This window comes from Kitasatospora sp. NPDC003701 (assembly GCF_053587085.1).
Window position 1 is genome coordinate 1 of record NZ_JBSFNM010000112.1, and the last position, 13,540, is coordinate 13,540.

At 74.2% G+C, this 13,540-nt stretch carries 11 protein-coding genes and 1 riboswitch; of the genes, 2 read left to right on the plus strand and 9 right to left on the minus strand.

The window, feature by feature from the left end; translation table 11 throughout:
- On the minus strand, window positions 1-143 hold a 143-nt coding region (locus ACWDRR_RS42890), incomplete at its 3' end, for a helix-turn-helix domain-containing protein (RefSeq protein WP_449777777.1).
- A 558-nt stretch (window positions 144-701) separates the two neighbouring features.
- Window positions 702-843: riboswitch (SAM riboswitch) on the minus strand.
- Between the two features lie 256 nt (window positions 844-1,099).
- On the opposite strand from ACWDRR_RS42890, the gene ACWDRR_RS42895 reads away from it, so the two are divergent.
- Window positions 1,100-3,886 carry an ATP-binding protein gene (locus ACWDRR_RS42895; RefSeq protein WP_449777767.1) on the plus strand — a complete coding sequence of 929 codons (2,787 nt, stop codon included), beginning with the start codon at window positions 1,100-1,102 and terminating at the stop codon, window positions 3,884-3,886.
- A gap of 64 nt (window positions 3,887-3,950) precedes the next feature.
- Here the strand turns inward: ACWDRR_RS42895 and ACWDRR_RS42900 are convergent, their stop codons facing one another.
- Window positions 3,951-4,142, minus strand: a complete 192-nt coding sequence (locus tag ACWDRR_RS42900; protein WP_449777768.1) for a hypothetical protein — start codon at window positions 4,140-4,142, stop codon at window positions 3,951-3,953.
- Window positions 4,143-4,152: 10 nt separating this feature from the next.
- A complete protein-coding gene (locus ACWDRR_RS42905) occupies window positions 4,153-5,004 on the minus strand; it encodes a helix-turn-helix domain-containing protein (protein ID WP_449777769.1) in 852 nt (283 codons plus the stop codon).
- Window positions 5,005-5,265: 261 nt separating this feature from the next.
- On the opposite strand from ACWDRR_RS42905, the gene ACWDRR_RS42910 reads away from it, so the two are divergent.
- Window positions 5,266-5,724, plus strand: coding sequence for an ATP-binding protein (locus tag ACWDRR_RS42910; protein ID WP_449777770.1), 459 nt, complete (start codon window positions 5,266-5,268; stop codon window positions 5,722-5,724).
- A 196-nt stretch (window positions 5,725-5,920) separates the two neighbouring features.
- On the opposite strand, the gene ACWDRR_RS42915 is transcribed toward ACWDRR_RS42910, so the two are convergent.
- The 6 genes from ACWDRR_RS42915 to ACWDRR_RS42940 all read right to left on the minus strand — a co-directional run.
- Window positions 5,921-6,418 carry a GNAT family N-acetyltransferase gene (locus ACWDRR_RS42915; RefSeq protein WP_449777771.1) on the minus strand — a complete coding sequence of 166 codons (498 nt, stop codon included), beginning with the start codon at window positions 6,416-6,418 and terminating at the stop codon, window positions 5,921-5,923.
- Window positions 6,419-6,615: 197 nt separating this feature from the next.
- Window positions 6,616-8,010, minus strand: coding sequence for an MFS transporter (locus tag ACWDRR_RS42920; protein ID WP_449777772.1), 1,395 nt, complete (start codon window positions 8,008-8,010; stop codon window positions 6,616-6,618).
- Window positions 8,007-8,810 (minus strand): glycerophosphodiester phosphodiesterase, encoded by an 804-nt coding sequence (locus tag ACWDRR_RS42925; protein WP_449777773.1) that lies wholly within the window; start codon window positions 8,808-8,810, stop codon window positions 8,007-8,009. The genes ACWDRR_RS42920 and ACWDRR_RS42925 overlap by 4 nt, the downstream gene beginning before the upstream one ends.
- Window positions 8,811-9,122: 312 nt before the next feature.
- Complete coding sequence (locus tag ACWDRR_RS42930) at window positions 9,123-11,120, minus strand: AAA family ATPase (protein WP_449777774.1); 1,998 nt, start codon at window positions 11,118-11,120, stop codon at window positions 9,123-9,125.
- A gap of 207 nt (window positions 11,121-11,327) precedes the next feature.
- A complete protein-coding gene (locus ACWDRR_RS42935; protein ID WP_449777775.1) occupies window positions 11,328-12,560 on the minus strand; it encodes a cytochrome P450, cyclodipeptide synthase-associated in 1,233 nt (410 codons plus the stop codon).
- Window positions 12,561-13,162: 602 nt separating this feature from the next.
- Window positions 13,163-13,540 (minus strand): TetR-like C-terminal domain-containing protein (locus tag ACWDRR_RS42940; RefSeq protein WP_449777776.1); only part of this gene is annotated, 378 nt, incomplete at its 5' end.

Sequence of the window (13,540 nt, forward strand, 5' to 3'; positions counted from 1 at the left end):
AGTGCGACGGCGAGCCGGTGGGCCGTGGGCCGCGCCAGACCGGTGGCGGCGACCAGCCCCGCCAACGTGGCGGGGCCCGACTCCAGTGCGCTCAGGACCAGGGTGGCCTTGTCGAGAACGCCGACGCCGCTGGTGTTGTCCATGGGAAGTACCGAGTCTCTTTCCGTGAAGCGCGCGCGGTGGCCCCCCGGCTGCGCGTGGGCAGCCGGGGGCACCGGCGCGCGGCGCCGTCGGCGGTGGGCCGGGCCGGGCGCGTTCCGCGCCGTCGCTGGCCGCCCGTCGGCGCGGGAGGGGGTGGGGGAGTGTGTGGGGAGTGCGCGGAGGGCGGCCGGCCGTCGCGGCAGGGGAGCCGGGCGGTTGGGCCCGCGCCGCGGGCCGGCCGCCGCGGGCCTCGGGGGAGGGGCCTGCGGGTGCGGGCCTGCGGGTGCGGGGCCGGTCCTGCCGGGGGTCCGGCCCGGTCAGCGCGTTCGGGCGCCCGCGGCAGGTGTGGGCGCGGCAGGTGTGGGCGCGGCGCCCCGGGCCGGGGCGGTCGTCGTCGACCGGCGTTTCGTGCGCCGCGTGGCGCGGGGCACCGGGAACGGCCCGCCGCACGACGTGTGCGGGGACGCCCACGCGCCGGTGGCGTCGTGGGTGGCGGCCCGGGCGGGCCGGGGCAGGGCGCGCGAGGCCCCGGGGGTGGACGGCAGAGAGAGCACCGCTTCTCCTCATCTTGCCCGGCGCCACGTTGGCGACGGGCCGGAGTTGGCACTGATCCCGGTGGTCGGGCCCGTGGTCGGACGCCGATGTGGCCGGGGAGTTGCCGGGGCTTCGTAGGGCCGGTCCCTCCACCCCTCTGGATGATTCGCCAGGAACCATACAAGACCGTCCTGCCGCTCGGCGAACGGCCTCCCGTCCGGGCCCGTCCCGGCGGGTGCCCCGGGCCCGCGGCGCAGGCCCTCCGCCGCCGCCCCTCCGGCCCGTCGCCCCGGTGCCGCCCGGCCGGTGCGGGCGCACTGTCGCACCGGGCGGCAGGAACGGCAAGCCGACACCGGAATCCCCCGATCGGCAGTAGCCTCGGGATCGGTAACGAAGGCCGCTGAACGGCGAATTGGAGGCGAGGGTGGCCGAAGGCAAGCCCACGGCGGGGGGTGCCGGCGGATCCGGCCGGGACGGCTGTCCACTGCACGAGCGCGAGGCCGAGATCCGGTCGGCCGGGCGGGCCGTCGAGGCCCTGACCCGGCCCGCCGGAGCCGGCACCGGCGAGTTGCTGCTCTACACCGGCGCGGCCGGGCTGGGCAAGACCGCCGTGCTGGCCGAGGCGCGGCGGGAGGCGAAACGCGCGGGGTGCACGGTGCTGTTCGCCCGCGGGGGCGAGCGGCAGCGCCACGAGCCGTTCCGCGTGGTGCGCCAGCTGATGCAGCCGGTGCTGGCCGCGCTGTCCGACGAGGAGCGGGCGCAGGTCTTCGGGCCCTGGGAGGACATCGTCGGTCCGGTGGTGGGCCTGCTGCCGCCCGGCGGGCAGCTCGACCCGCAGGGGGTGCGGGACGGCCTGGACTTCGTGCTCACCCGCCTCGTGCAGCGACGCCCGCCGGTGGCCGTGCTCGTCGACGACCTGCACTGGGCCGATCCGGAGTCGCTCGGCTGGCTGGCGGGCTTCGCGGTGCGCGCACGGGAGCTGCCGGCCCTGCTCGTGCTCGCCTGCCGGGACGAGTTCCCCGCCGACGCCCTGACCCTGCAGCGCGGCCTCGTCGACCGGGCCGACCGGCGGCACGAACTGCGGCCGCTCCAGCCGGCCTCGGTCGCGCACCTGGTCCGCGCGGCGCTGGGCACGCAGGCGGAGGACGCCTTCTGCCGGCACGTCTGGGCGGTCACCGGCGGGAACCCGTACGAGACCACCGCCCTGCTGCGCGAGGTGCTCGACCAGCGGCTCGACCCGGTCGAGGAGAGTGCCGGACAGCTGCGCGAACTCGCCTCCGACGCACGTGGTATGACGCTCCGTCACTGGCTGGACAAGCTCGGTCCGACGACCCTGCGGTTCGCCTGGGCCGCGTCCATGCTCGGCACCGACATCCGCCCGGACCTCGCCGCCGTCATCTGCGCCCAGGGCCCGGACGCGGCCGCCCAGTCGATCCGGGAGCTGCGCCGGCACGGGGTGCTGACCAGTACGTCGGGAGGCCGGCTGGAGTTCGTCCACCCGCTGATCGCCACCTCGGTCTACCAGTCGATGCCGCCGGCCACCCGGACCGGGATGCACGGGGTCGCCGCCGTCGCGACCGAGAACGCCGGCCTCGGCCTGCTGACAGCGTCCCGGCACCTGCTGGAGACCCTGCCCGAGGGCAGCGGCGAGACGGTCGGCAAGTTGCGCCGGGCCGCCCGCGAGCACCTGGCCATCGGTGCGCCCGAGGCGGCCCAGCGCTGCCTGCGTCGCGCCATCAGCGAACCGCCCGCCGACGAGGACCGGGCCGTGGTGCTCTACGAACTCGGCTGCTCCGCGCTGCTCACCGACCCGGCGACCACCGTCAACCAGCTGCGCCTGGCCCTCGCGGACCCGTACGGGCCGGGCCCCGAGCTCCGGGTGGACGCGACCTTCCGGCTCGCCCAGGCCCTCGCCCACAGCAACCGGGTCGGCGAGGCCGCCGCGGTGTGCGCCGAGGAGGCCGCGCGCACCGAGCCCGGTCCGGGCCGGCTGCGGCTGGAGGTGGCCCACTTCATGTTCGCCGCGTTCCAGTCCGAGGACGCGGACGGCCCGGGCCGCTCGCGGCGGCTCGCGGAGTTCGCCCGGATGCTCGACATGATCGGACTGGCCTTCACCGACGCGGGCGCCGCTGAAGGCACCGCCCTCGGCCCGGGGGCGGGCGGGGAGTCGACCCCCGACGAGGTCCTGTTCGAACGCGACGGCCTGGCCCACGCGGTGGCCGTGCTGCGCTGCTGGGACCTCACGCTGCGCGGTGCCGACCGGGCGGAGGCCATCGCGCTGGCCGAGTCCGCGCTGCCGGGCGGCCGGCTGCCCCGCAGCCTCGGCTGGACCAACACCACCTGGGGGTTCGAGCTGCCCGGGATCCTCGGCATCAGCTACCTCTACGCGGACCGGGCCGACCGGGCGGAGGAGCTCTTCACCGAGGCCGTCCGGGCGTACGAGGTGGCCGGGTGGAGCGGCGGCCACCTCGGCTTCGCCCACCTGCTGACCGGCATGCTCCGGTTCCGCTGCGGCTCCCTGGCGGAGGCGGAGGACCACCTGCGCCGGGCGCTGCGGATCGCCGAACGGATCGGCCCGGACGTGCCGCTGCACTGGGACGCGGTCGGAGCGCTGGCCGAGACCCTCGCCGCGCGCGGGCAGCTCGCCGAGGCCCTGGAGCTCACCCGGACACACGCCTTCGGCCCGCCGTACCCGACGGTGATGGTGCTGCCCGACGCGCCGACGCTGTACGGCCGCCTGCTGCTGGCCCGGGGTGACGCGGCCGGCGCGGCCGAGACGCTGACCGCCGCCGGTGCGGCCCTGGACGCGCGCGGCTGGCGCAACACGGTGTGGGCGCCGTGGCTCGGGCACCTGGCGCGGGCCGTCGCCCCCGACCGGCCGGACGAGGCCCGCGAACTCGCCGGGGAGGCCGTCCGCCGGGCCCGGGAGTCAGGGACGGACTCGGCCGTCGGCAGTGCGCTGCGGCTCTGCGCGGCGGTGCACGACCGCCCGCGCGCGGCCGAGCTGTTGGCGCAGGCCGTCCGGCACCTGGAGCGGTCACCCGCCCGCTACGAGCACGCGATCGCCCTGGTCGACCTGGGCGAGGCGCTGGACACCGGGCCGGCCGCCCGCGCGGCCCTGGCCCGGGGACTGGAGCTTGCCACCCACTGCGGCGCGGATGCCTTGGCCACCCGCGCCGGGGACCTCCTGCGCGCGGGCGCGGCGGGCTGAGGCGGGCTCAGGACGGCGGCGGGCCGCGGCCCGGCATCCGCCCGACGGCTGCGGGCCGGAGGGGCTAGAGCAGGTGGTCGGCCTTGCCCGCCTTGATGTCCAGGATGAGGGTGCGCAGGGCAGCCCTGGAGTCGGTGATGGCCTGGTCCTCCTGGCCCTTGACGGCGATGTAGGCGTTGCCGTCGGAGTCGGTGCCGAGGCGGAAGCAGCTGCCGGAGTCCTGGCAGAAGGGTGCGTCCCATGCAATGTCTGACATACGGCTTCTCCTAGAGCTGCTGTGCGATGGAGTGGATCAGGTCGCGTGACCGGTCCGGTGACAGTGCGATTCGCTGCATCTGGTCCAGATGCAGCGCGAACTTGCGCAGTTGTGCTTCCAGGTGCAGGAACTCGGCAGCGGTTGTCCGGTCCAGCTGCACCACGTCCAGACTCGGAACCTCTCCCTCGGCATAGACCATGGACTGCCCCGAGCCGGGGAACACCCCGGCGGAGAACGGGATGACCTGGACGATGATGTTGTCCCTTTCGGACATCTGCGCGATATGTCGAAGCTGTTCGCGCAACCCCTTGGGGCCTCCGACCTCCATCCGCAGGGCTGCCTCGTGAATGACGGCCACGAACGGGGGCGCATCGGGGCGGTCGAGTGCTCTGCGCCGCTGGACCCGATGGGCGACCCGGGCTTCGAACTCATCGGCCGGCAGTGCCGGAATCGCTGCCGCGAACAAGGCCCGCGCGAACGACTCCGTCTGGAGCAGGCCGGGGACATGCGTCACGTTGCTCATGCGAAGGCTCTTGGCGAACCACTCCAGTTCGGCGACATCCTGGAACGTCGGCGGCACGATCCCCCGAAACTCCTCCCACCACCCCTTGGAACGGTCGGATGCCATCCGTGCGAGTGCCTCGACCCGTTCCGCGTCAGTGCATTCGTAACTGCAGGCCAACCGGCGCACGCGTTCGGGGCTGATTCCGTGGCGACCTGCCTCCGTGCTCGTGATCACGGTTCGGTTCGTCGCCAGGACGGCGGCCGCCTGCTCGGTGGAGAGGCCGGCGGCCTCTCGGAGCTTGCGAAGCTCGACCCCGAGGCGTTGTTGACGGGCTGTGGGGCTACTCCTTGGTGGCATCTGTTCCCTCTCCGTGCATACGGCTCAGTCTGCCTCCCTTGAGGATCTCTGGTCCATCTCGCATCAACGAGGTGACACATGTGCTCCCGATGCCCTACCTTGAGTAGTGCGACCGCTACGCACGGCAATGTCCGGAAGTGCACCGCGCGAGCATGCCCGCCTTCCCTGGGACGGGTGTGCCTGCGCCCAGGGAGGCGTGCCACCGGCGTCGGAGCCGCATCAGCGCTCGCTCAACCACTGCACATCCGCGAGGAGTCAGCCATGCCTGGAATCCCGCTTCCGTCCACCCCCGTCGTGCTCGCGCCGACGCCGCCCGGCGTCCCCGAGGTGCCGTCGCACTGGCGCTTTCCCGCTGAGCTCGCCTCCGTCCGGCGGGCCCGCCGGGCCGTGGCCGGAGCGATCCCGGAGCCCCACGAGCCCCAACTCTTCGACGTGCTGCGCCTGGTGACCTCGGAGCTGGTCACCAATGCGATCCGCCACGGTGCCCGCGCCGACGAGGACGAGCTGATCGAGCTCGTCCTCTGGATCGCCGACGGCCACTGCTGGCTGGCCGTCTCCGACCCCGGGGCGGGCAGGCCCGTCCTCGTCGAACCGAACCCGCAGGAGTGCGGCGGGCGGGGCCTGCTGTTGGTCGATGCGGTCTGCGACATCTGGGCCGTCGTGCCCCGACGGACCTGTGGCAAGTCCGTGGTCGCGGGGGTCAGACTCCGCTCTGCCTGACGAGGCGTCAACCACGAGCGGCTGCACCGCCGGAGGGGACGGCGCAGCCGCTCGTGGTGCCTGCAAACGGGCGAAGAGGTCGCGTGACCTCGGGACTGCGGGGAATCCCGGCTCCCGAGAGTCCCTTCGGGGATTCTTGGCCATGTCCGGGGTGCCGTCCGTCGGCCGGACGGCACCCCGGCGTGCTTCTGTACGGTCAGGCGCCCAGGGCGCTCAGGTCGAGCCGCCAGTCGTTGGACTGCAGCCAGGTGCCTGCGGGGTACTCGAAGGCGACCGGGCCGATCAGCTCGAACCCCGCCCTGCGGCACACCGCGTTGGACGTCGCGTGGTCCACGTGGGGGAACGCGTGCAGGAAGCGCCGTGCGCCGCGGGCCGCTGCTCGCTCCGCGGCCAACCGCAGGGCGGCGGCGGCGTACCCGTGGCCGGCGAACTCGGGGAGGATCGCGTAGCCGGTCTCGTACACGTCCTCCCCTTCCCACTCCCGCTCCCAGTACCCGACCGACCCGATCGCCTCACCGCCGAGGCGCACGATCAGCATCTCGCCGCCTTCGAGCCGGAGGTAGCGCGACTGGCGGTCGACGACGGCCTGCTCGGTCTCGGGGCCGCCGACGTGTTCGGTCATCCCGGGGGTGTTCTGGCGGTGCAGGATCTCCAGTCCTGCTTCGGACCATGATGCGAGCTGAAGGGTGTCCATGGCGCGGACGATACGCCCCGCCACCGACATGACGGTGCGCCCGACGTGCAGGCGCACGACCGAGGCCCGCACCAGCCGGTGCGGGCCTCGGCGCTACGACGAGCGCGACTGGTTCCTCCCCGGTGTCAACCAGTGAGCGGCTGCACCGCCGGGGGGCGGTGCAGCCGCTCGTGGTGCTCGCTGTCGGGCGAAGGGTGCTACAGGCGCTCGGGGACGGGGTTGCCGACGGCCTCGATGGCGCGGCGGACGGGGACCTTCGCCAGCACGGCGAAGCCGATCACGAAGAACACCAGCAGCGAGATGATCGCCGAGCGGTAGCTGCCGGTGATCTGGTAGGCGAGGCCGAAGACCAGCGGGCCCATCCAGCTGGTGCCGCGGTCGCTGACCTTGTAGACGCTGAAGTACTCGGCCTCCCGGCCGGCCGGGATGAGGTGGGAGAACAGCGAGCGGGAGAGCGCCTGGCTGCCGCCGAGCACCAGGCCGATCATGCAGGCCAGGGCGAAGAACCAGGCGGGCTGGTGGGCGGGCATCAGGTACCCGAGGGCGAGGGTGACCACCCAGCCGACCAGCGAGCCGAGGACGGTCCGCTTGGCGCCGTACCGGCGGGCGATCCGGCCGAGGAGCAGGGCGCCGCCGATCGCGACGATCTGGACCAGCAGCACGGCGACGACCAGCGAGGTCTGGTCCATGCCGAGCTCCTCGCTGCCGTAGAGCGAGGCCTGGGAGACGACGGTCTGGATGCCGTCGTTGTAGCAGAGGAAGGCGCCCAGGTAGAGCAGCGTGAGCGGGTACTCGCGCATGCCGCGCAGGGTGCGGGCGAGTTCGCGCAGGCTGCCGGCGGCGGGCCGGTCCGGTCCGGCCGCGGCACGGTCGGGGGCGGCGCCGGCCCGCGAGGGCAGCCGCAGCATCGGGACGATCGTGAACAGCGCCCACCACAGGCCGGCCGAGGCCAGGCAGATCCGCACGGCGGTGCCGGAGGACAGGCCGAGCGCGTCGTGGCCCTCGAACAGCGCCAGGTTGGCGATCAGCAGCAGGCCGCCGCCCGCGTACCCGTACGCCCAGCCCTTGGAGGAGACCGCGTCGCGTTCGTCGGGGCCGGCCAGGCCCGGCAGGTAGGCGTAGGAGAGCGCGACCGACACCGCGTACGCGATGTTGGCGACCACCAGGAGCGCGCCGCCGAGCAGGTAGCGGTCGCCGTCGAGGAGGAACATCCCCATCGTGGCGACCGCGCCGACGTAGGCGAAGCCGCACATCAGCTCCTTGTGCCGCCCGGTGCGGTCCGCGATCGTGCCGGTCAGCAGCATCACCGCGACCGAGAGCAGCACGGAGAAGGAGACGGTGTACGGGAAGAACGACCCCGCGCGGATCGTGAGGCCGAGCGGGTGCACGTCGCCGGCCGCGTCGGCGGCGTTCTTGGCCACCGAGGTCAGGTACGGCCCGAGGAACACCGTCAGGACGGTGGCCGAGAAGGCGGCGTTGGCCCAGTCGTTGATGTACCAGCCGAACTGTATGCGGCGCAGGTCGCGGCCGGCGGCGGGGGTCGCCGGGTGGTCCGGCCGCTGGTCCGTCAGGTGTTCCGTGCTGGTGTTCATGGGGCTCCTGTCACGGTGCTGGAGCCGGTGCTGCCGTCGTTCCAGCAGCCGCGCTCGCCGAGGACGTCCCGCAGGACGTCGATGCGATCGGCCATGATGCCATCCACGCCGAGGTCGAGGAGAGCCCTGATCCGGGTGGGATCGTCCACCGTCCAGACGTGCACCTGCAGGCCGAGGCGGTGGGCGGCGCGGACGAAGGCCCGGTCGACGACCCGCACGCCCCGGTGCGTCTCGGGCACCTGCGCGCACACCCCGGCGAACGGCGCCCCGCGCCCCCGCAGCAGCGGCCCGGCCAGCGAGCGCAGTCGCAGCCGGGCCACCTCGCGCGGGCCGAGCGAGGTGGCCAGCCGGGGGCCGGCGGCGGCGCGGACGGCTGCGAGGCGGCTGTCGGAGAAGCCGCCGACGCAGACCCGGTCCCAGGCGTTCGTCCGGCGGATCGCCCCGATCAGCGGCCCGACGGCCGGTGCCGCCTTGACGTCGATGTTGAAGCGGGCCCCGGGGAACGCGCCGAGCAGGTCCTCCAGCAGCGGCACCGGCTCGGTGCCCCCGATCCGGGCCCGGCTGACGGTGCCCCAGGGCAGTTCGGCCACCGCGCCGGAGCGGTCGGTGACCCGGTCGAGGCGGGTGTCGTGGAAGGCCACCAGGACGCCGTCGCGGGTGGCGTGCACATCCGTCTCGAGGTAGCGGTACCCGAGGGCCACGGCGGCCTCGAAGGCGGCGAGCGAGTTCTCGGGGTGGCCGAGGTCGCCGCCCCGGTGCGCGAAGGCGAGTGGCCCCGGCTGGTCGAGGAAGGGGTGCATGTCGTGCTCCGAGCTGCTGGGAGAGGGGCTCGTGGGGCCCGCGGGGCCGGATGGCGCGACCTGCTCCGACAGCGCCCCGGCCGTGCGCGTTACAGTATTACGCACCCTGTCAAGCAGTAACGCCCGGTGCGGCCGACCGGGCGTTACCGGTCCTGACCTCCGCGGTTTCGCCGGTACGGGGGCGTCGGCCGGGCCCGTACACCGCCCCGCCGCCCGCCGCGCTCCTCGGCCGGTGCTGGCCGAGGAGCGCGGTGGAGTACGGCGGACGAGCCCCGACGGCGCGTCGGGGCGGTGCTCCTCGGTCGCGAACTCCTAGCGGGGGCCCTGCAGTTCCTGCTGCCAGAGGGCTTCGCAGAGCAGGTCCAGGCCCTGGCGCAGATGGCGCCGGTAGGTGCCGTACGGCAGGCCGAGGCGGCGGGCCGCGGCTTCCTGGGTGGGCGCGCCGGAGAGGTAGCCCGCCGTCAGGGCCTCCCGGGCGCGCACGCCGCGCGGGTCGCGGGCGAGCTCGTCGATGCTCCGGCGCAGCAGGGCGCGTAGCTCTTCGACGGGGTCGGTGAGGTCGGCGGCCAGGCGGGTGCGGGTCAGGGCGCAGGCGGCGAAGGCGGCGGCGTCGCGCCAGTGCGGCAGGGCTTCGCGGACGGCCTGGTCGAACGCGGTGCGGGAGAGGCCGGGCGGGCCGGAGGGGGCCGGCACGTCGGTGGCCGCTATGAAGTGGCGGAGCCAGGTCTCGACGGGCACCTGGCGCCAGTCGACGCCGAACAGCCCGTAGGTGTGGTCGCCGACCCGCGGTCGCGCACCGGTGTCGTTGAGGCTGCCCTTGACGCGGGCGGCCCAGGCGTCGGCGTCCCGCCAGACGGCGAAGCCGTACGCCCGCCCCCGGGCCCGGGCGGACTCCGCCTGGGCCCGGGAGCTGCTCAGGTCGATGACGCGCGAGGGGAGTTGGTAGCGCTCGGGGTAGACCGAGAAGCGGCTGATGCCGATGTGCTCGCCGGGGCCGACCGGCGCGGTTTCGTCGGTGTGCGCCCAGGCGGCCGCCACGACGGGATCGGTGGCGAGGTCCGTCGGATCGGCGGGGGCCGGCAGGGCGAGCCGGGCCGTGAACGCCACGATCCGGCCGGTGCGCACCAGGCGGTAGACGCTGAAGGCCTGGGGCTGGCGCTCGACCCAGTAGCGGACCAGGGCCGCCGAGGCCGGGCCCTCGGTCTCCTCGGCCATGCGCAGCACCACATCGAGGTCGTCCGGGTGCAGCGGGCGGTCGTGCACCTCGTCCTCGCGGGACCAGGTGCGCAGCCGCGCCACGATCTCCCCCTCGCGGAAGAGGTAGAAGAGCTCGTCGGTGACGGTCCAGACCCGGTCCTCGGGTGCCTCGCGCAGCAGGCGCAGGTACTCCTCCGCCAACCGCCGGCGCATGGTCGCGAAGGCGTTGGGGGCTCGCCAGCGCAGGTCGGCGGCCAGCGTCTCGCGGGCGGCGTCGTGCGGGTGGAGCCCCCGGTGGGTGGACTCGATGAAGGGCAGGTCCCTCAGCCAGGCGAAGAGCAGGTGGGCGTCCTCGTCGGGCAGAACGGCGGTCAGCAGCTCCTCGGAGGTCGAGTAGGCCTGGGCCGCCACCTCCAGGGCGCGGCGGTGCGCCGCCGACGGCACCTCCCCGATCAACCCCACCAGCAGGGTGCGCAGGACGTCCGCCGACGGCGTCCAGATCTCCTCGTTGCTCCAGCCCGTCGAACCGGCGGCCGCCGCGAGGGACAGGGCCAGCGGATTGCCGCCGGCGAAGCGGAGCACCCGCTCCCGCAGTTCGGGCCGGACCTGCGCGGTGGTCAGCATGTTCCGGGCCTGGTCCGCGGAGAACGGCGTCAGTTCGGTCACGTGCAGGAGCCCGGCCCAGGCGGGGTCCGCCGTCCACTGCGGCTGCGGCGCGAGCCGGCCGCCGAGGACGACCAGCGCGTCGTCCGCGGCGCGGGGCAGGAAGTGGTGCCACAGCCAGCTCTCCAGCCACTGGCAGTGCTCGAAGGAGTCGACGAACAGCACCGTGCCGGCGACGTCGAGGAAGGGACCGGCCGCCCGCTCGAAGGCGGCCGGGTCCCGGCTGACGAAACGGCCGTCGAGTTCGACGAGCAGCCGGCCGGCGGCCCGGGCGTGGTCCGCGAGGCGCCGCAGCAGCGTCGACTTCCCGATGCCGCCCGGCCCGAACAGGTAGAACGCGACCGGCGCCTGGGGATCTCCGGCCAGCGCCTGCGCGAAGCGCCCGAGTTCCTCGTCCCGGCCGATGAAGGCCTGTACGCGCGCACTGCTCAGTCTCTCTCCGACGGACACCACAGCAGTTCCCCTTTCCCCGTGTCCCGTTTCCCCGTGTCCCGGCACCGGACGACACCGTCCGGAGGTCCCTCCAGGCCTCGCGGTGACGGGCACCGGGACGAGGCGCGTGTGGCGGGCGTTCCCGCCGGTCCGTGTGCCGCCCTGCTCCGACCCGTGCCGTGCGGTCCTCGCGGCGGTGCGGTGTCCGGTGGCCGGGCAGCGATCCTAACCAAGGCGCCTGGCCGTCCCGGATGGCGAGAAGTCCAGTGACAGGGAGACCGGACCGCGGGTGTACAGGCCGGTCTCCCGGTAGCCGAAGCCGGGGCTGTGGCGGACGTCGTCGAGCAGCGGGAGCAGCAGGGCGGCCACGGTCTCGATCTCGGCGCGGGCGAAGGCCGCACCGGGGCACTGGTGGAGTCCGGCGCCGAAGGCCAGGTGCTGGGCGGCGGCGGTGAAGGAGCGGGCGGTGCCCAGGTCCGGGCGGTGGATGTCGAAGGTGTCCGGGGCGGTGAACGCGTCGGGGTCGCGGTTGGCCGCGCCGATCATGCAGAAGACGGTGGCGCCCGCCGGGACGACGGTGCCGGCGAACACGGCCTCCTGCTCGGCCTGGCGGGGGACGAGTTGGACGGGCGGGGTGTACCGCAGCGTCTCGGCGATCGCGGCGGGCAGCAGGGTGGGGTCCGTACGGACCCGGGCCAGCTGCTCGGGGTGGTCGATCAGGTGCTTGAAGAGCAGGGCGAGGGTCTTGTCGGCGGGTTCGACGGCGGCGACCAGGATGTTGACGACCAGCGCGGTGATGTCACGGGTGCTCATGGTGATGCCGTCGAACTCGGCCGTGCACAGCCTCGATATCAGGTCCGCGCCGGGGTGGCGGCGCCGCTGCTCGATGATCGGGACGAGGTAGGCCTCCAACTGCTCGGCGCAGTCCAGGCAGTGCCGGCGGCGGTCCGGAGTGAGGACGATGCTGGTGATGAACTCGCCCACTCCGCCGAGCCAGGCGGCGACCTGCCGCCAGTCGTCCCGGTCCAGCCCGAGGACGTCGAGCGTCACGCGGACGGCGAAGGGCTTTCCGAAGTCGTTGACGAGGTCCAGCCGCCCCAACGGGAGGAACGGCGCGACGAGTTCGGCGGCGTTGGCGCGGATCACGCGTATCTGGTCCTGCAGGGCCGGTCCGGTGAAGCCCCGGACGACGATCTTTCGCTTGGCGGTGTGCTCGGCCCCGGTCATCTGCGCGAGGACCGGCCCGCGCATCACCGGCTCGGCGCGCACCTGCAGCGTCTCGGTGGTGAACGCGTCGTGGTCGGTCAGCACCCGGCGCACGTCCCGGTGGCGGGAGAGGAAGTAGCTGTCGAGCTCCGGCTCGTAGTGCACCGGCGACTGCTCCCTCAGCCGGGCGAAGTAGCGGTGGGGAGCGGCGGCGAAGTCCTCGGACAGGATGCTGAAACGGGGATCGACCACGGGCACGGCGGACCTCTCGGGGGAACCCGGCGCAGCGGAGCGCGGGGAGCGGTGGGGGCTTCGGTGACGGTGGGTGGCCCTGATCGGCGCCGGTGCGGTGGGGGCCCGGCCGATGGGGGCGCGCGGTCCTCAGACCGGCGGTGAGCGACGAGCGACTCGCCGACATCCGGGGCCGGGATCCGGGGGCGGAAGGGGAGTCCGGCCGGCCCGTCGGCGGCGGTGGGATCCGCCGGCCGGTCGACGGCAGGGGCGGTGGCCCGTGCTCCCGTGCACCGTGTGCGGACCATCCGGCACCGCGTCCGTTGCCGTGGTGGGGCGGGAAGTTCGCACTCCGGGCAACGTGGTCGGTTCCTAGGTCGGGACGGTCGGTGGAGTCTACCGTCAGGGCGGCTCGACGCAAGATCCACGATTCGAGCCGGTCGTCGGGCCCGGCCGAAGGCCGCATTCCCGAGGCCCGGCCGACCCGCCGTCGGGGCGGGCCCCGCCGGCCCGGCGCGGCGGGGCGGTGACGCCGGTCATGGAAGCACCTCCGAGCCTTAAGGCGAAGCCTTTGCGTTAAGTACTCTAGGGCTGCGGAGACTCGGAAGGCAAATGCTTAGCTTTTAGGCGAGGGGCGCGGCGCGGCCGACCGCCGCCGCCACCAACTGGTCGGTGTAGGCCTCCGACAGGTCGGAGGGGCGGAACAGGATCCGGTACATCAGCGGGGCGACCACGACGTCCAGCAGCCGCTCCAGGTCGGGCACGGCCTCGCCGCGGCCGGCCGCGCGCACGCCGATGGCCTTCAACTGCTCGGCGGCGTAGTCGGAACAACGGACCGCGTTGCCCTGCTCGGGGTCGCCCAGCAGGGCGTCGCGGACGTACGTGCGCCCCGCCGCCGAGGACATCTCCTCGGCGAACTGCACCGCCCACGCCGCCAGGTCCGCCCGCAGGCTGCCGAGGTCGGCCGGCGGGGCGTCGGGCCGCAGCCGCTCCACGGCCAC

Coding starts and splice junctions, on each gene's coding strand:
- ACWDRR_RS42920 (WP_449777772.1), bottom strand. CDS start 8,010: ATGAACACCAGCACGGAACACCTGACGGACCAGCGGCCGGACCACCCG.
- ACWDRR_RS42905 (WP_449777769.1), bottom strand. CDS start 5,004: ATGCCACCAAGGAGTAGCCCCACAGCCCGTCAACAACGCCTCGGGGTC.
- ACWDRR_RS42915 (WP_449777771.1), bottom strand. CDS start 6,418: ATGGACACCCTTCAGCTCGCATCATGGTCCGAAGCAGGACTGGAGATC.
- ACWDRR_RS42910 (WP_449777770.1), top strand. CDS start 5,266: ATGCCTGGAATCCCGCTTCCGTCCACCCCCGTCGTGCTCGCGCCGACG.
- ACWDRR_RS42900 (WP_449777768.1), bottom strand. CDS start 4,142: ATGTCAGACATTGCATGGGACGCACCCTTCTGCCAGGACTCCGGCAGC.
- ACWDRR_RS42925 (WP_449777773.1), bottom strand. CDS start 8,810: ATGCACCCCTTCCTCGACCAGCCGGGGCCACTCGCCTTCGCGCACCGG.